Raw genomic sequence first — 18,050 nt, forward strand, 5'->3', positions numbered from 1 at the left:
CGCTGGCGTTATGAAGCGCATCGTAGTTGCCATCACCGAGAACGGCGGCCAGGTCGACAACGTCGACAACTGGGGCAAGCGCAAGCTCGCTTACGAGATCGACAAGCTCACGGAGGGTGACTACACCCTCGTCAACTTCCAGGCTGACCCCACGCAGATCGCCGAGCTCGATCGCGTTCTCCGCATCAACGATGCTGTGAAGCGCCACATGATCGTGCGTCGTCCGGATCACGAGTAAGACAGTCATGGAAGCGAGCCCACAAGGCTCGCGTGTGCGAGACGAGAAGCGACTCGCTCAAGTCTTGCGCGCGTATGAAAGGTAGTGAGTATCGTGAGCATCAACCGAGTGAACATCACGGGTAACCTGACCAGGGATCCCGAGCTGAGGGCCACGCAGAGCGGCACGCAGGTGCTGCACCTGGGCGTGGCGGTCAATGACCGTCGCCGCAACCCGCAGACGGGCAACTGGGAGGATTACCCCAACTTCATCGACTGCGTGATGTTCGGCACCCGTGCCGAGGCGATTCAGCGCTATCTTTTCAAGGGAACCAAGGTCGCCATCGAGGGTCGCCTGCGCTACAGCTCCTGGGAGCGCGATGGCCAGAAGCGATCCAAGATCGAGGTTGTCGTCGACGAGATCGAGTTCATGAGCTCTCGTCAGGGAGGCGGCAACTCCAACGGTGGTGGCTACGCTCAGCAGCAGGGTGGCTATGCCGCCCCTGCCCAGCAGGCTCCCTACCAGCAGGCCGCTCCGGCGCCTGCGCCCGTCCCCGTTGCCGCTCCGCCCGCGGCGGACGTCTACGACGAGGACATCCCGTTCTAGGCCACCTACGTCTGGAGCATTCCAGATCACGGTGGCTGGCCTGCCCGCCTGCGGGCAGTGTCTCCGAGAGAACCGGCGTCCGGCCGAAAGCCGGCCGCACGCCAACAGAAAGGTATTGAGACATGGCTACTGAGTACCAGCGTCAGCCGCGTCGCAAGTTCTGCCAGTTCTGCAAGGAGGACACTGAGTTCATCGACTACAAGGATACTCAGCTCCTTCGCAAGTACATGACCGACCGTGGCAAGATCAAGCCCCGTCGCGTCACTGGCGCCTGCACGCAGCACCAGCACGACATCGCCAACGCCATTAAGCGCGCCCGTGAGATGGCCCTTCTGCCGTACACCGTTCCCGTGGTGTCCAGCCGTGGTGGCCGTCGCGACCGCAGCTAAGTAAGGAGTGTCCATGAAAGTCATCCTTCTGGGTGAGCTGAAGGGCAAGGGCGGAGAGGGCGACGTCGTCGAGGTCGCCCAGGGGTTCGCTGAGAACTACCTGTTCCCCAACCGCATGGCCCTGCCTGCCACCAAGGGCAACATCAAGCAGCTCGAGGAGCGTCGTCACAACATCGAGAAGCGCGAGGTCAAGCGCATCGCCGATGCCGAGGCTCTGAAGGAAGTCATCGATGGCAAGACCGTCCTCATTGACGCCAAGGTCGGCGAGGAGGGCCAGCTCTTCGGCTCCGTGACCAACACCATGGTCGCCGACGCCATCAAGAACGAGCTGGGCGTCGAGGTCGAGCGCAAGCGCATCGAGCTCAACCGCGCCATCAAGACCTCCGGTCTGCACACCGTCAAGGTGAGCCTGTACCGTGAGATCGCCGCCGAGCTTCACCTCCAGGTCGGCAAGCCGGCCGTCGAGGAGGTCGTCGAGGAGGCTCCCGAGGCCGTCGAGGCTGAGGCTGCCGAGGAGACCACCGAGGCCGCCGAGTAGGCTCGTCTGCTCACTTGCAGCGCAAAGCTTTGCTTATGCGAGGACCCGCAGCCATTTGGCCGCGGGTCCTTTTTTCATCCGAAGTTATTAACGAACTGGTGCTGAGCTGGGGCTATTCAATAGTGGGCTGCTTGCGTGTCATACCTATCCCACCGAGTGATTGTCTCGGGCAAAACAGATTGTTTGGATGGAGTAAGCCATGTACCTGCGGTTTTATGTGGCTCTGCCAGATAGTTTGATTACTTGGGATGAACGAGCTCCCTGCGGTCGCCCCGCTCGAACAACTGTGCGAGATGTTGATAACCGCTCGCGGATGAATTCCAAGAATGTTGAAAAGTGTGAAAACTCGCATAGCGCGTGGTAGATGGCTCGGGCTTTCATCAACCCGCAGGTAAGCGGGATGCAGGCCTTCATCATGCTTCTCACGGTTTTGTGCTAGGCCTTCCTGGCCAAGACATGGCTCGCTTGGCCCATGGGCCCATCATCGCGTCCGTCGAGTGCCGTGACTGCCCACGTTGCGCTTGTCATCGGTCTATTCAGCGCCGCCGCCCTTCTCGCGCAAATCATTCTTGCTTGCCAACATGCCCCAGTTGAATGAGTTACGATTCAAAGTTGCACCTTGCTGTCGACGAGAAGACCTTGGGAGGACACTTGGACGAGATCGTGTACGATGCTACGCCGTCTCCGGCGGCCCTCGCATCCATCAAGACGATGCCCTCCGACGTCCCCGCCGAGCGCTCGGTTCTCTCGGCGATGCTGCTGTCGCCCGAGGTGCTCGAGAGCGCCATCGTCGAGCTGACCGACGAGGACTTCTTCCTCGAGTCCAACCGCATCATCTTCGCGGCCATGCGCACGATGTTCGAGCGCAGCAACCCCGTCGACCCCATCTCGCTCGCAGACTACCTCACGAGCACCGGCGACCTCGAGCGCGCCGGCGGCATCCAGCAGCTCGCCCGCCTGGGCGAGGACTCGTTTGCCATCGCGAGCTGGCGCCACCATGCGGAGATGCTCCACCGCGACACGACGCTGCGCCTCATGATCGACGCCTCGGCCAAGATCGCCAACCTTGCCGCCAACGCGCCCGAGGACACCAAGGAGGTCGTCGACACCGCGGAGAAGATGCTGCTTGACGTCACGAACCGCGATATCAAGACCACCTACGTCAAGCTCGAGGACGCCATGATCAAGCTCTACCAGGAGCTTGCGGAGCAGGCGCAGAGCCCCGACGGCACGGTGGGCATCCAGACCGGCTTCCCCACGATGGATCGCATGTTCCTGGGCCTGCGCCCCGGCCAGATGATCGTCGTCGGCGCCCGACCGGGCGTGGGCAAGACTTCGTTCGCCCTGAACCTGGCCGTTCAGATGGCCCAGGCCGGCACGACCGTCTGCTTCTTCTCGCTCGAGATGAGCTCCGAGGAGGTCGCGCAGCGCCTGCTGTCGACCTACTCCCAGGTACCGCTGCAGAAGATCCGCTCGGCAGACATCAAGCCCGAGGAGTGGCAGAGCCTGCTCACGGCCACCCAGGACCTCGCGGCCCTCGACCTCATGATCGACGACACGCCGGGCACCACCGTTACCGAGGTGCGTGCCAAGGCCCGTCGCATGCTGCGCAACAAGGAGAAGGGCATCGTCATCCTCGACTACCTGCAGCTGGTCTCGCCCCCGCCAAACCGTCGCTCCGACTCGCGTGCCACCGAGGTGTCCGAGATGAGCCGTGGCATCAAGATCATGGCCAAGGACCTGGGCATTCCCGTCATTGCCCTGTCGCAGCTGTCGCGTAAGAACGAGGAGCGCACCGGTTCGCGCGGCAAGCGCCCACAGCTGTCCGACCTTCGTGAGTCCGGCGCTATCGAGCAGGACGCAGACATCGTCATCCTGCTTGACCGCTCCATGACCGAGGAGGAGGGCGCCCGCGAGGACCGCCCGGACTACGGCGTCACCGAGTTCGTCGTCGCCAAGAACCGTTCCGGCCCCCTGGGCATTATCCCCATGGCGTTCTTCGCCGAGAAGACCAAGTTCATGGAGGTCGACGCGCACCACGACGACGCGTAGCGAACCTGATGCGGCGCCCCGAGCGAACTGCCCGGGGCGCCGCTTGCGTTTTTGTGGCCTGACCCGCGATGTTAGGAGCGCCCACAGCTTGTTGGCGTATACTCAAATGGTTAGCTAAGCCGTGAGAGAAGGAGCTCTTCATGCCGGCATCTGTTCTGGTGGGAACCCAGTGGGGCGACGAGGGCAAGGGTAAGATTACCGACCTCATCTCCGGTGGCTTCGATGTGGTCTGTCGCTATGGCGGCGGTGCCAACGCCGGCCACTCGGTTGTCGCCAATGGTCACCACCTCGCACTTCGCCAGATTCCGTCTGGCATCGTCCACGAGGACGTCCTTTCCATCATCGGCAACGGCTGCATCGTCGATCCCGTGGTCGTTCTCGAGGAGCTCGAGCACCTCAAGGGCGAGGGCCTTTCCTGCAAGGGCCTGCGCATCTCGGGCAACGCTCACATCGTCATGCCCTGGCACAAGGTTCTCGACGGCGCCCACGAGCAGAAGCTCGGCAAGAACAACATCGGCACCACGAAGCGTGGCATCGGTCCCTGCTACATGGACAAGATGAACCGCACGGGCATTCGCATGCAGGACATGCTCGATGACGACACCTTCCGCGAGAAGGTCGAGGCGTCGCTCACCTATCAGAACCCCATCCTCGAGAAGGTCTACGAGCTGCCCACCTATGACGTGGACGCCGTGTGCGAGGAGTTCCTCGGCTATGCCGAGCAGCTGCGTCCCTACATCATCGAGAGCGGCAAGCTGCTCAACGAGGAGCTTGCCGAGGGCAAGAAGGTCCTGTTCGAGGGTGCCCAGGCCACGATGCTCGACATCGACCACGGCACCTACCCGTTCGTGACCTCCTCCAACTGCACGGCCGGTGGCGCGGTTACCGGCTCCGGCGTTGGCCCCACCAACATCGACCGCGTGCTGGGTATCGCGAAGGCCTACCTCACGCGCGTGGGCTCGGGCCCGTTCCCCACGGAGCTGAGCCTTGACGAGGGTATGGGCAAGTTCCTGCTGGAGACCGGCCACGAGTACGGCGTGGTCACGGGCCGCAAGCGCCGCTGCGGCTGGTACGACGCCGTGGTGGTCAAGTACGCCGCGCAGGTCAACGGCCTCACCGACCTCGCCATCACCAAGCTCGACGTGCTCACGGGTCTTGACACCATCAAGGTCTGCACCGCCTACGAGTGCGATGGCGTGGAGTACACGACGGTTCCCGAGCACCGCTCGGTCTTCGACCACGCCAAGCCCAAGTACGTCGAGGTCCCAGGCTGGAAGGAAGACATCACCGGCTGCAGGAGCTTTGACGAGCTGCCCAAGGCCGCGCAGGACTACATCGAGCTCATCGAGAAGCTCAGCGGCGTGAAGGTCTCCTTCGTTGCCGTGGGTCCTGACCGCGAGCAGACGATCAACCGCTTCTGGGAGTAGAGGCAAGTTAGCAAGTCCAGGCGGGCTCGGCAGACGTGGCCGGGCCCGCCTTTGGTTTTATGCGCGTTGCGACCGTGCCACGCGCGCGGACGCGGCGCTACGATAGGCGTTGGGAAATAACAGAGAGCCGACGATCAGGAGCAACCATGGACGCATCCGAGAAGATCGACATCCTCCTTCTGGGCGCGGGCGGGCGCGAGCACGCCCTCCTGCGCAAGCTGCTCGAGAGCCCGCGCGCGGGCAAGGTCTGGGCGGCGCCGGGCAACGGCGGCATCCTCGCCGAGGCCGCCTATGCCGACATCGACCAGGAGAACCCGCAGCAGGTGGCCAACTTCGCCACCGAGCATGGCGTGAGCCTCGTGGTCATTGGCCCCGAGGCCCCGCTCGTCGCCGGTGTGGCCGACGCGGTGCGTGCCGCGGGCATCGCCTGCTTTGGCCCAAGCGGCGCGGCCGCCCAGATGGAGGGCTCCAAGCTCTTTGCCAAGCAGGTCATGGAGCGCGCCGGCGTTCCCACGGCCCGCTACGCGAGCTTCACCGAGGCGGCTCCCGCCGAGGCCTACGTGCGCGAGCTCGCGGGCCCGTGCGTCGTGAAGGCCGACGGCCTCGCCGCGGGCAAGGGCGTCATCGTGGCGCAGACCACCGAGGAGGCCCTGGCTGGCGTGCGCGAGTGCTTCGCGGGCACGTTTGGCGAGGCGGGCAGCACCGTCGTGGTCGAGGAGATGCTCAAGGGCCCCGAGTGCTCGCTTCTGGCCCTCACCGACGGCAAGACGGTCGTTCCGCTCGCGAGCTCGCAGGACCACAAGCGCGCCCTCGAGGGCGACCTCGGTCCCAACACGGGCGGTATGGGCGTCTACTCGCCGGTGCCCTTCGTGACGCCCGAGGAGCACGAGGCCATGGTCGAGATCGAGCGCAAGGTCGTGGCCCAGCTCGCAAAGGACGGCATCACCTACTCCGGCTGCCTCTACGGCGGCTTCATGCTCACCAAGGACGGCCCCAAGGTGCTCGAGTTCAACGCGCGCTTCGGCGACCCCGAGACGCAGGTCGTGCTGCCGCGCATGAAGGCCGACCTTCTCGACGTCTTCCTGCGCTGCGACAACGGCACGCTCGACGAGGCCAACGTGAGCTGGGACGATGACTGGGCCGTCTCGGTGGTGCTCACGAGCGCGGGCTACCCCGGCTCCTACGAGAAGGGCAAGTCCATCTGTGGCATCGCCGATGCCGAGGCACTCGAGGGCGTCACGGTCTACCACGCCGGCACCAAGCTGGTGGGCGGCGAGCTCGTCACCAACGGCGGGCGCGTGCTCAATGTCACGGCCGTCGCCGACACCTTCGGGCACGCTCGCGAGCAGGCATACCGAGCCTGCGAGCTCATCGATTTTGAGGGAAAGACGCTGCGTCACGACATCGGGGCGCGCGCCCTGCGAGGCCGCGGCGCCTGGGAGGTCTAGCACCACATGGATCACAAGGACACCGACGAGTTCCTCGACACCGTCGAGGCGTTCACCTATGACGGAGACCGCTCGACGCACGATCACAAGAGCGGCGAGCCCGAGCGCCGCGAGTTCGTGCGCGGTGACGACGACCCGCGCGACGCCGCGCTGGCCGAGCAGCCCCTCACGGAGGAGACGGCCTGGACGGGCCGCATCTTTTCGGTGAGCCGCCTGCACGTGCAGCTGCCCGACGGCCGCGAGGCCGTGCGCGACGTCGTGCGCCACCCTGGTGCGGTCGCCGTCGTGGCGCTCACCGATGACGGCCACATCTGCCTCGTGCGCCAGTATCGCACCGCGCTGGGCCGCGTCACGGTCGAGATTCCAGCCGGCAAGCTCGAGCCGGGCGAGGACCCGCTGGCCGCCGCCCACCGCGAGCTCGAGGAGGAGACGGGATTCACGGCCGACAAGATGGCCTACCTCACCTCCATCGCGAGCTCGGATGGCTTCTGCGACGAGGTCATCCACCTCTACATGGCCACCGGCCTCGTCTTTACGTGCTCCAACCCCGATGCCGACGAGTTCATCAACGTCGACCTCGTGGAGCTCACCGACCTCGTCGACGCCGTCCTCGACGGCCGCGTCGAGGACGCAAAGACCGTCGTGGGCGCCCTTGCCTGCGACGCCGTGGCCCGCCGCCTTGCTCCGCCCGCACCAACCGAGGACTAACTGAATGCAACAGACCAGCACCAGCGGCCGCCCGCACGGCGGGTCGGTACCGCACGCTTCCGGCAAGCTCTACCAGAAGTTTCTCTCGTACTACCGCTCGCAGTGGCACCTGTTTGCCATCGACTCCGTTGCCGCCGTTGTCATGACGGCGGTTGACCTGGCGTTTCCCATTATTCTGCGCGAGCTCACCGGTGGCCTGTTCACGCAGGGCGCCGGCGCCATCATGGGCGCGCTTGGCACGCTTGCCCTGGGTCTCATCGCCATGTATGCCGTGCGCTATGCCTGCCGCTACTTCGTGGGCTACTGGGGCCACGTCATGGGCGCGCGCATGGAGAGCCGCATGCGCCAGGACCTCTTTGACCAGTACGAGCGCTTCAGCTTCTCGTACTACGACCGCCACAACACCGGTGACCTCATGAGCCGCGTGGTGTCGGACCTGTTCGACATCTGCGAGGCCGCCCACCACGGCCCCGAGTACGCGATCATCTGCGGCATCAAGATCGTGGGCTCCTTCGCGATCCTTGCCACGATCAACTGGAAGCTCTCGTGCGTGCTGGCTGTGATCACCGCCGTGCTGTGGGCCTATAACTCGCGCGCCAACAAGCGCATGCGCGCCGTGTTCATGGAGAACCGCAAGCGCATCTCGGGCATCAACTCGCAGCTCGAGGACTCGCTGAGCGGCATCCGCGTGGTGAAGGGCTTTGCCGCCGAGGATGTTGAGCGCGAGAAGTTCGCCCGCTCCAACGAGGCCTACCTCGAGAGCAAGCAGCGTATGTATCACGTCATGGGCGGCTACCAGGCCATGATTGCGGCCCTCATGGGAGCCCTGTTCACCGTGGTCATCGTCTACGGTGGCTACCTCATCGCCGTGGGCGAGATGCAGCCGGTGGACCTGTCGACCTATGCCCTCTACATCACGACGTTCACGGCCGCCATCGAGCAGCTGCTCAACTTCACCGAGACGTTCCAGAAGGCCGAGGCGGGCTTCCGCCGCTTCGACGAGATCCTCGCCACCAAGCCCGACGTCCTGGATGCCCCCGGCGCCAAGGACCTCGAGGTGAGCGAGGGCCACGTCACCTATACGGACGTTCACTTCTCCTATGACGGCGAGCATGACGTCATCTGTGGCCTTGACCTCGACATCCACCCGGGCGAGACCATCGCCCTCGTGGGCCCATCGGGCGGCGGCAAGTCGACCACCTGCAGCCTGCTGCCGCGCTTCTACGACGTGGCGTCTGGCTCGATTGTCATCGACGGCCAGGACGTGCGCGACGTTACGCAGAAGAGCCTGCGCGAGGCCATCGGCCTGGTTCAGCAGGACGTCTACCTCTTCGACGGCACCATTGGCGAGAACATCGCCTATGGCAGACCATCGGCCACCTTCGAGGAGGTGCGCGAGGCGGCACGCCTTGCCAACATCGACGACTTCGTGATGAGCCTGCCCGAGGGCTACGAGACCCAGGTGGGCGAGAGGGGCGCCCGCCTCTCTGGTGGCCAGAAGCAGCGCATCTCCATTGCCCGCGTGTTCCTCAAGGACCCCAAGATCTTGGTGCTCGATGAGGCCACGAGTGCTCTCGACAACGAGAGCGAACATGCCGTGCAGGAGTCGCTCGCGCGGCTCTCCCATGGCCGTACCACGCTCGTGATTGCCCACCGTCTCTCGACCATCCGCGATGCCGATGAGATCGTGACCGTCGACGGCGGACGCGTGGCCGAGCGCGGCACGCATGATGAGCTCATGGCCCTGGGTGGCACCTACGCGAGCTACTACCGCATGCAGTTTGGCCGTCACGCCTAGGTTTCGAGCGTATGTAACTTGAGCGTAGCCGTGGGCCGCCTTAAGGAAACCCCCAACCCCGCTGCCTATACTGTTCTGCGACTAATCCGACACCACGCGGCCGGCCGGCCGCCGATATGCCTTACGAGGAAGAGCATGGCAAAGAAGGACAAGAGTGCTAACGTTCCCACCCCCGACGAGGTCGAGGCCATCTTCGCCGACGTCGACGAGACGGGCCACACGAACGCGTCGAAGGCCCGCAAGGAGCACGGCCGCCGCCGCGCCCGCAAGGCCGCCGTCGAGGTCGATCCCCTCTCGGGCGACGATCCGTCCGGCTCGAGCGTGGGCAAGGTCATGACGCGCACCGCCGTCGTGGTCGTCGCTATCATGCTCGTCCTCGTGGTGCTCTCGCAGGTGGCCTGCGGCCTCGTGCGCCGCGCGGGCACCTCGCAGCTCGCCGAGCACGTCGACTCCGCGAGCGTGTCGCTCGCGCTCAAGAACGGCGTCGAGTGGGGCGACGGCTTCACGCAGTTCCCCGAGGATTACACCGTGCTCGAGGCCAACGAGGAGTCTGGCCGCATCGAGGTGAGCGTCGTCGACACCTCGGCCAAGGACGAGCTCGAATGCCTCGCCGGCTCGCAGATCCAGGCCGCCGCCCTCTCCGTGAACGCCCTGCTCAACCCCAACATCAACCAGGTCGTCTACCATGTCGACGTCCACATCGACGAGGACGGCAAGATCCAGCAGTCGTCGCTGTTTGGCTTCCTCAAGCCCACGGGCATCATGAAGCGCTTCGCCACCTTCGTGTGGACCAAGAGCTCCGGCGCCGACGGCGGATTCAACTTTAACTGCATGATCACCGACATCGATGCCACCGCCTCGGAGAACCTGCGCGAGAAGGTCACCCTGCCGCGCAACATCATCGACGCCGTGATGGGTGAGGCCGCGACCACGAGCGCGGCCACCACCGACACCGCCGACGCCGCTACCACCGAGACGGCCGCGGAGTAGCCACGTGAGCGACGCCTCTTCCTTGCGCCTCTACCAGCGGCAGGGCAACTACCTGCCGCGCGTTGCCGCCGTGCACGACCTGTGCGGCTACGGCAAGTGCTCGCTGGGCATCGCGATTCCCGTGCTCTCGTGCGCGGGCATCGATGTGTGCCCCGTGCCCACGTCGCTCTTCTCGGGTCACACCAAGTTCGACCACTTCTACAAGCTCGACACCACGCCCATGCTTGAGCCCTACCTCGATGCCTGGCGCGCCCACGGCATCGCCCTCGATGGCGTCTACTCGGGCTTTCTTGGGTCGGCCGAGCAGGTCGCCACGATCGAGCGGCTCTACCGCGAGTACCCGCGGGCCCTGCGCATCGTTGACCCCGTGATGGGCGACGGCGGCCACAAGTACCCCACCTACACCGACGAGATGTGCGAGGCCACCCGCGCGCTCGTGGCAAGCGCCGACGTGCTCACCCCCAACCTCACCGAAGCCTCGATCCTTACGGGCATCGCCTACGAGGGCCAGGACGTCGACGAGGCCTACGTGGCGCGCGTGCTCGACGCCCTGCTTGCCATGGGCGCCAAGAACGTCGTGCTCAAGGGCATCGTCCATGAGGGGGACAACCTCATTCGCAACTATGTGGCCAGCGAGGGCGCGCCCGTGGCCGAGGTGGCTGGCGACCTGCTGCCATTTATGACGCACGGCACGGGAGACCTGTTTGCGAGTGGCCTCACGGCGGCGATCTTTGCGGGCAAGAGCCTGCTCGAGGCGGTGCGCTTTGCCGGCACCCTCGTGCGCGATGCCATGGCCATCACGCCCGACCAGCCCGACTACGAGGTGCGCGGCGTGAGCTTCGAGTCTGTCCTCGGAGACGTTACGGCTCTTATCTAGGTTCCAAAAAAATGCTGTTCGCGACTATACTGAGAGACTGTGCGCATTGCGCGAAGTCATCACATGCGGTTCCAATTCAAGGGAGCGAACATGGCAGACAAGCCGCTCGTTGGCATCATTATGGGTTCAAAGTCTGATATGCCCACCATGGAGGCGTGCACCAAGCAGCTCGAGGAGCTCGGCGTTCCGTACGAGCTCGTCATCGCGAGCGCCCACCGCACCCCCGACAAGGTCCACGAGTGGGCCGCGAGCGCCGCGGACCGTGGCCTCAAGGTCATCATCGCCGCCGCCGGCAAGGCCGCGCACCTGGGTGGCGTCGTTGCCGCCTACACCCCGCTGCCCATCGTGGGCGTGCCTATGAAGACGAGCGACCTGGGCGGCATGGACTCCCTGCTCTCCATGGTGCAGATGCCCAGTGGCGTGCCCGTTGCCTGCGTTGCCATTGGTGGCGCCAAGAACGCCGCCATCTACGCCACGCAGATTCTGGGCGCCACGATGCCCGAGTATCGCGAGAAGATGGTCGAGTTCAAGCGCGCCATGGCGCAGGGTTAGGCCCGGCAGATGGCAAACGCGTCGAGCGGCAAGCACTTTAGGCAGGCAGGGGAGGCGGCCCCGCGCGCCGCAGCGCCGCAGCACACCCAGGCCATGCCCACGCCTGGCGAGAGCAACCCCTATGCGCCTAACACGGGAAACGCCGTGGGGTTCGTCTCGACAAGGCCCGCCTCCAAGGGGGCTGACCATGCCAAGCCCACGACCGGCCGCGGTCGCAAGCAGTCCAAGCGCTCCAAGCGGGCTGACCAGGGTGGCAAGCCGCGTCGTCGCGGCAACGTCCTCTCGACGGTCCTCATCGTCATTGGCGTCGTGCTGCTGCTCGTTGCCGGCGGCATGTGGGGCTATGCCCAGTGGCAGTACCACGTGCAGGACGTCAACAACGAGAAGCTCGCCGCCTACGCCACTGTCTCCGACGACGCGGCCGGCGCCCCCACCATCGACTGGGAGGGCCTCAAGGCCGTGAACGCCGACGTCTGCGGGTGGATCTACATCCCGGCCACGCACGTCGACTTCCCGGTCTACCAGGGCCAGACCAACGACACCTATCTGCGCACCTCGGCCACGGGCGAGTACGCGGTGGGTGGGCAGATCTTCATGGACTGCGAGAACAGCCGCCCCGGCCTCGTTGACCGCCAGACCCTCATCTACGGCCACCACCTCAACAACGGCGCGATGTTCACCGACATCGACGACATGGCGACCCAAGACAACTTCGACAAGGTCGACACGGTCTGGTACCTCACCGAGGACGCGAGCTACGAGCTCGAGCCGCTGTTCTTCTACAAGAGCGCGGCCACCAACGGTGCCGCCCGCCAGATCACCTTTGCTTCCGATGAGGACTTCCACGCCTACCTGGCAGACGCCCTCTCCCAGGCAACGGCCCAGCGCGCGGGCGTGAGCGGCTCGGTCAACAACATCTCCAAGGTGCTCACGCTGTGCACCTGCGACTACGAGAACGACTTTGGGAAGGGCAACGGTCGAGGCCTGCTCGTCTGTGCCCTCAAGAGCGAGGTGTCCAACACCACATCGTCTGACGTATCAGCCAGCTAGCGGAGGGGAACCGCATGTCTGACCGTTCGATGTACGAGTACGAGAGCTGCGAGGCAATCGAGGACGAGGACGTCCTGCACGACGAGTGCGGCGTCTTTGGCATCTGGGCGCCGAGCCGCGACGTGGCCCGCATGACCTACTTTGCCCTGCATGCCCTGCAGCACCGAGGCCAGGAGAGCGCCGGCATCGCCGTGGGCGATGGCAGCACCGTCATGGTGCGCAAGGACCTGGGCCTCGTTACGCAGGTCTTCAGCGACTCCGACCTCTCGGCCCTGCCCGGCAAGGTCGCCATTGGCCACGTGCGCTATGGCACGGCTGGCTCCAAGGGTTGGGAGAGCGCCCAGCCGCACCTCTCGGCCATCAACGACGTCATCATCGCGCTGGCCCACAACGGCACGCTCGTGAACTTCGACCAGCTGCGCATCGAGCTCATCAACATGGGCGTGCCCTTCCGCACCCACACCGACTCCGAGGTCGCCGCCCGCCTCATCGGCTTCTTCACCGAGAAGAAGCACCAGCTGCGCGCTGGCATCGCCCACGCCATGGCGATGATGGAGGGCGGCTACGCGATGGCCCTCGTGCGCGACAACGCGCTCTACGCCTTCCGCGACCCGCACGGCATCCGCCCGCTGTGCCTGGGCAAGCTGGCCGACGACCAGGGCTGGGTCGTGGCGAGCGAGACCTGCGCCCTCGACATCGTGGGCGCCGAGTTCGTGCGCGATGTGAACCCCGGCGAGATCATCCGCATCTCCGACGACGGCATCTCGTCGTCCCAGGCGCTCGAAACCGAGGCGCGTGCCGAGTGCATCTTCGAGCACGTCTACTTTGCGCGCCCCGACTCGCGCTTCCACGGCAAGAGCGTCTACTCCATGCGCTACAACATGGGTCGCCGCCTGGCTCAGGAGGCCCCGGCCGACGTCGACCTCGTGATTGGCGTGCCCGACTCGGGCCTGCCGCCTGCGGAGGGCTTTGCCCATGAGCTGGGGCTTCCCTTTGGCGAGGGTCTCATCAAGAACCGCTATGTTGCCCGCACCTTCATTCAGCCCACGCAGGAGCTGCGCGAGATGGGCGTGCGCCTCAAGCTCAACGCCCTCATCGACAACGTGGCCGGCAAGCGCCTCGTGGTGGTAGACGACTCGATCGTGCGCGGCACCACCTCCAAGCAGATCGTCCGTATGCTCAAGGACGCTGGCGCCACCGAGGTTCACATGCGCATCAACTCGCCCGAGGTCACGTGGCCGTGCTTCTATGGCATCGATACCGACACCCAGGACCAGCTCATCTCGGCGAGCAAGTCCGTCGAGGAGATCTGCGAGTACATCGGCGCGGACTCCCTGGCGTTCCTCTCGCCCGAGGGCCTGCGCGCCTGCGTGCCCGACCTCTCTGGCTGCGCGGGGTGCGCCGCCGGCCGGAGCGGCTACTGCGAGGCCTGCTTCACCGGCGAGTACCCAGTCGAGATTCCGGCGAGCTTCTCGAAGGGCAAGTTCCTCGAGGGCTATACGCCGCGCAACCTCGCCACCGCCCGCGCCGCGTCGAAGATGCACGTAGACGACGTGGCCGAGGCCAACCTCTAACTTGGTATTACGCGCGCCGCCGGCAGACGTCCGGCGGCGCTGCGCCTTGCGTGCGGCATGCCTTGCGCGCGAGGCGGCTCGATTGTCCCAACCCACGAAAGGACCTCTCATGAGCACTGACAAGCACGTGACCTACGAGGACGCCGGCGTTGACACCGCCGAGGGCGGCCGCGCGGTCGACGCCATCAAGCAGATGGTTAAGGAGACGAACCGCCCCGAGGTCATCGGCGGCATCGGCGGCTTTGGCGGCCTGTTCTCCGCCGCCGCCCTCAAGGACATGGAGGACCCGATCCTCATCTCGGGCACCGATGGCGTGGGCACCAAGCTTGTGCTGGCGCAGCTGCTCGACCGCCACGAGACCGTGGGCCAGGATCTCGTGGCCATGTGCGTCAACGACATCCTCGCCTCGGGCGCCGAGCCGCTGTTCTTCCTCGACTACGTGGCGATTGGTCACATCGAGGCCCAGCACATGGCAAAGATCGTGAAGGGCGTGGCCGATGGCTGCAAGCTCGCCGGTTGCGCGCTCGTGGGCGGCGAGATGGCCGAGCACCCCGGCGTCATGCGTCCGGAAGACTACGACCTCGCGGGCTTCACTGTGGGCGTCGTCGACCGTCCCAAGATGCTCGACCCCGCAAACGTCAAGGCGGGCGACGTCATTATCGGCCTGCCCTCGACGGGCGGGCACTCCAACGGCTACTCGCTCGTGCGCAAGGTCATTGGCGTCGACGGCATCGTGCCAGGCACGCCCGAGGCCGAAGCCAAGCGCGCCGAGCTCGAGGCGCCCCTGGCCGAGCTGGGCAACAAGTCGCTGGCAGACGCCCTGCTCGCCCCCACGCGCATCTACGTGAAGCCCATCCTCGAGCTGCTGCGCAGCGGGGTTGCCCCGGTCCACGCCATTGCCCACATCACGGGCGGCGGCATCACCGAGAACCTCAACCGCGCGCTTGCCGCCGACGTCGACGCCGTGGTCGACCGCCCGAGCGGTCAGGTTGCCTGGGACGTTCCGCCCGTCATCACCTACGTGGCCCAGCACGCGGGCCTCACGCCCGACGAGGCGTGCAAGACGTTCAACATGGGCGTGGGCCTGTGCCTGATCGTCGATGCGGCCGATGAGGTGGCCGTGGTGGCCAAGCTCGAGGAGCTCGGCGAGCACCCGTTCCGCGTGGGCGAGTGCGTGCCGGGTGAGGGCAAGGTGACCTACCGATGAGCGAGCCGCTCAAGATTGGCGTGCTGCTGAGCGGAAGCGGCACCAACCTGCAGGCCATCATCGACCGCATCGCCGATGGCAGCCTCAACGCGAGCATCGAGCTCGTGGTGTCGAGCCGCCCGAGCGCCTATGGCCTCAAGCGCGCCGAGGCCGCAGGGCTGCAGACCCTCACCCTCTCCAAGGAGATCTACGCCGACCCCGAGCAGGCCGACGAGATTATCGCCGCCGAGCTCAAGAGCCATGGCTGCGAGTACGTGATCATGGCCGGCTACATGCGCATGGTCCACGCGCCGCTGCTCGCGAGCTATCCCAACCGCGTGGTGAACCTGCACCCGGCGCTGCTGCCAAGCTTCCGCGGTGCGCACGCCATCCAGGACGCGTACGACCGCGGCGTCAAGGTCACGGGCGTCACCGTGCACTTTGCCAACGAGGAGTACGACAAGGGCCCCATCATCGCCCAGCGCGCGCTGGCGGTGGAGGAGGGTTGGAGCGTGGATGAGCTTGAGGAGCACATCCACGCCATCGAGCACGAGCTCTACCCCGAAGTCATTGGCTGGCTCGCCGCCGGCCGCGTGCATGTGAGGGACAACCTCACGGTGAGCGTCGACCCGGAGTAGACCTGCCTGGGACAATAACTCTGGAGGTTATTGTCCCGCTGTGTGATGGTTCGAATAGCAGAAGACCCTCGCGTACCAGCAGATACGCGGGGGTCTTGCCTTTTGGTTATGTTCTCATTTGGCGGGAGAAGTGAGAAGACAAGACGATCCATCGAAGCCATGGGCGATGGGACAATAAGGCTACGGGCTATTTTGTCCCAGCTGCGGACGCGCCCGTTTGTTACGCCCTCGCCAGCACGGCGACGGTCTCGGCGTGCTTGGTGTGGGGGAACATGTCCACCACGTCGAGCCGCTCGATGTGGTAGCCGCCCTCGTAGAAGAGGTCGAGGTCGCGGCGTTGGGTCACGGGGTTGCAGCTCACGTAGACCACGCGCGAAGGCGCAAGGCCCAACACGCCGTTGATGAACGTGGGCGTGGAGCCCGCGCGCGGCGGGTCCATGATGACTACGTCAAAACCCTCGCGCCCAGCCTTGGCCACGTCCTTCATGTAGGCGGTGGCGTCGGCGCAGACGAACTTGCAGCGGTCGGCCAGGCCGTTTCGCCTCGCGTTGGCGCGGGCGTTTGCCACGGCGCCCTCGACCTGCTCGACCCCCACGACCTCAAGGCCGTCGACCTGCCTGGCCGCGCACATGCCAATCGTGCCAATGCCGCAGTAGGCGTCGAGCACGCGCTGCCCGCGCTCGAGCTGGGCTCCCTCGATGGCAAGCGAGTAGAGCACCTCGGTCTGCGCGGGGTTGGTCTGGTAGAACGACGTGGGGCCAATCTCGAACTCGCAGCCCAGGAGCTCGTCGACCATGCGACCGCCGCCGTAGAGCGCGCGGGTCTCGTGACCCAGGATCGCGTTGGTGCGGCGCTGGTTGACGTTCTGCGCAATGGCGCTGACGAACGGGGCGCGGCGTAGGATGGCGTTCACAAACTGGTGCTCGCGCGGAATCTGCTTGCCGTTGGTGACGATGGTGAGCAGGCACTCGTCGGTGGCATACCCCATGCGCACCACGGCGTGGCGCAGAAGGCCGCGACCGTGGTCCTCGTCGTAGGGGGCAATGCGCAGCTCCTCGGCGGCGCGTGCCACCGCAAGCAGCGCCTCGCGGGCGTGCGGCGCCTCGACGATGCAGTTCGAGCAGGGCACGATGCGATGCGTCCCGCGGGCGTAGAAGCCCGAGCGTACGCTCGCGCGCTTGCCGGCCGCAAAGGGCGTCGCCGCCTTGTGGCGGTAGCCGCGCGGCTCCATGCCCTCGGCGTCCATGCCGTGGATGGGGATGAGGTCGTCAAGGTCGTCCTCGGTGGCACCCTCGGGCAAAAAATCCGCCATGAGCTCGGCGATCTGCGCCTGCTTGCGGCGCAGCTGGATGGGATAGGGAACGGCCAGCCACTCGCATCCTCCGCACGACTTCGCGATTGGGCACGTGTAGGTCTTGAATCCCATATCTCTCCTGCTCAAACGAGCGATTCCGTGGCCGGTGGGACAGGCCCGGGGCCATGGAGTGCTAAGGTGGTTTCACTATTCATAGGGGGCGGGAAGCGCGGCCGCGCGGCCGTGGTCTCGCGAGCCACTAGAGAAAAGGATACGACATGGCATATATCCGCAAGGTCGGCGTCCTCGGCCAGGGCCACGTTGGCGCCCACGTGGCCCACTCCCTGCTCATGCAGGGTCTCGTTGACGAGCTCTATCTGTGCGACATCAATGACCAGAAGCTCACGAGCGAGGCGCAGGACTTCCGCGACGCCCTGTCGTTCTACCCGCACAACTGCAAGATCGTCACCTGTGGCGCCGAGTACGAGAAGCTCGCCGGCTGCGACGTCATCGTGAACGCCGCCGGCCAGGTCTCCGCCGCCGCCGGCAACCGCGATGGCGAGCTGTTCATCACCACCGACATCGCCCGCACCTTCATCGCGCGCATCGCTGATGCCGGCTTCAAGGGCGTCTGGGTCTCCATCTCCAACCCCTGCGACGTCGTCTGCACCGAGATTTGGCGCCTCTCCGGCTGCGACCCCAAGCG

General features: G+C 65.5%; 18 protein-coding genes. 17 read left to right on the top strand and 1 reads right to left on the bottom strand.

Annotated elements, in window-relative coordinates; all coding sequences use genetic code 11:
• The 16 genes from rpsF to purN all read left to right on the top strand — a co-directional run.
• A partial coding sequence (gene rpsF / locus AC1VTH_RS02475) for a 30S ribosomal protein S6 (RefSeq protein ID WP_481334515.1) occupies positions 1-238 on the top strand: 238 nt, incomplete at its 5' end.
• Between the two features lie 93 nt (positions 239-331).
• Positions 332-823, top strand: coding sequence for a single-stranded DNA-binding protein (locus tag AC1VTH_RS02480; protein WP_481334517.1), 492 nt, complete (start codon positions 332-334; stop codon positions 821-823).
• Positions 824-945: 122 nt separating this feature from the next.
• Positions 946-1,212: a 30S ribosomal protein S18 gene (gene rpsR, locus AC1VTH_RS02485; protein WP_073296722.1), complete on the top strand. Its 267-nt coding sequence runs from the start codon at positions 946-948 to the stop codon at positions 1,210-1,212.
• 13 nt (positions 1,213-1,225) lie between these two features.
• Complete coding sequence (gene rplI, locus AC1VTH_RS02490; protein ID WP_301828741.1) at positions 1,226-1,750, top strand: 50S ribosomal protein L9; 525 nt, start codon at positions 1,226-1,228, stop codon at positions 1,748-1,750.
• A gap of 651 nt (positions 1,751-2,401) precedes the next feature.
• Positions 2,402-3,802: a replicative DNA helicase gene (dnaB, locus tag AC1VTH_RS02495; protein WP_293673338.1), complete on the top strand. Its 1,401-nt coding sequence runs from the start codon at positions 2,402-2,404 to the stop codon at positions 3,800-3,802.
• Positions 3,803-3,942: 140 nt separating this feature from the next.
• Positions 3,943-5,229, top strand: a complete 1,287-nt coding sequence (locus tag AC1VTH_RS02500; protein WP_481334519.1) for an adenylosuccinate synthase — start codon at positions 3,943-3,945, stop codon at positions 5,227-5,229.
• 146 nt (positions 5,230-5,375) lie between these two features.
• A complete protein-coding gene (gene purD / locus AC1VTH_RS02505) occupies positions 5,376-6,677 on the top strand; it encodes a phosphoribosylamine--glycine ligase (RefSeq protein WP_481334520.1) in 1,302 nt (433 codons plus the stop codon).
• A gap of 6 nt (positions 6,678-6,683) precedes the next feature.
• Positions 6,684-7,385, top strand: a complete 702-nt coding sequence (locus AC1VTH_RS02510) for an NUDIX domain-containing protein (RefSeq protein WP_481334521.1) — start codon at positions 6,684-6,686, stop codon at positions 7,383-7,385.
• A 4-nt stretch (positions 7,386-7,389) separates the two neighbouring features.
• Complete coding sequence (locus tag AC1VTH_RS02515) at positions 7,390-9,183, top strand: ABC transporter ATP-binding protein (RefSeq protein ID WP_481334522.1); 1,794 nt, start codon at positions 7,390-7,392, stop codon at positions 9,181-9,183.
• A gap of 135 nt (positions 9,184-9,318) precedes the next feature.
• The gene (locus tag AC1VTH_RS02520) at positions 9,319-10,173 is read left to right on the top strand and encodes a hypothetical protein (protein WP_293673343.1); all 855 of its coding nucleotides are present in this window, start codon (positions 9,319-9,321) and stop codon (positions 10,171-10,173) included.
• Positions 10,174-10,177: 4 nt separating this feature from the next.
• Entirely contained in the window at positions 10,178-11,050 is an 873-nt protein-coding gene (locus AC1VTH_RS02525; RefSeq protein ID WP_301828747.1) for a PfkB family carbohydrate kinase, read from the top strand.
• A 90-nt stretch (positions 11,051-11,140) separates the two neighbouring features.
• The gene (gene purE, locus AC1VTH_RS02530) at positions 11,141-11,602 is read left to right on the top strand and encodes a 5-(carboxyamino)imidazole ribonucleotide mutase (RefSeq protein WP_293673345.1); all 462 of its coding nucleotides are present in this window, start codon (positions 11,141-11,143) and stop codon (positions 11,600-11,602) included.
• 9 nt (positions 11,603-11,611) lie between these two features.
• Entirely contained in the window at positions 11,612-12,652 is a 1,041-nt protein-coding gene (locus tag AC1VTH_RS02535) for a sortase domain-containing protein (RefSeq protein WP_481334523.1), read from the top strand.
• Between the two features lie 14 nt (positions 12,653-12,666).
• Positions 12,667-14,226 (top strand): amidophosphoribosyltransferase, encoded by a 1,560-nt coding sequence (purF, locus tag AC1VTH_RS02540; RefSeq protein ID WP_481334524.1) that lies wholly within the window; start codon positions 12,667-12,669, stop codon positions 14,224-14,226.
• A gap of 109 nt (positions 14,227-14,335) precedes the next feature.
• Complete coding sequence (gene purM / locus AC1VTH_RS02545) at positions 14,336-15,433, top strand: phosphoribosylformylglycinamidine cyclo-ligase (RefSeq protein ID WP_481334525.1); 1,098 nt, start codon at positions 14,336-14,338, stop codon at positions 15,431-15,433.
• A complete protein-coding gene (purN, locus tag AC1VTH_RS02550; RefSeq protein ID WP_293673349.1) occupies positions 15,430-16,050 on the top strand; it encodes a phosphoribosylglycinamide formyltransferase in 621 nt (206 codons plus the stop codon). The genes purM and purN overlap by 4 nt, the downstream gene beginning before the upstream one ends.
• 220 nt (positions 16,051-16,270) lie before the next feature.
• Here purN and rlmD read toward each other — a convergent pair whose 3' ends face one another.
• Entirely contained in the window at positions 16,271-17,476 is a 1,206-nt protein-coding gene (rlmD, locus tag AC1VTH_RS02555; protein WP_481334527.1) for a 23S rRNA (uracil(1939)-C(5))-methyltransferase RlmD, read from the bottom strand.
• 146 nt (positions 17,477-17,622) lie between these two features.
• Between rlmD and AC1VTH_RS02560 the strand changes: the two genes are divergently transcribed.
• Positions 17,623-18,050 (top strand): lactate/malate family dehydrogenase (locus AC1VTH_RS02560; RefSeq protein WP_481334528.1); only part of this gene is annotated, 428 nt, incomplete at its 3' end.

The organism is Parolsenella sp., assembly GCF_982402205.1.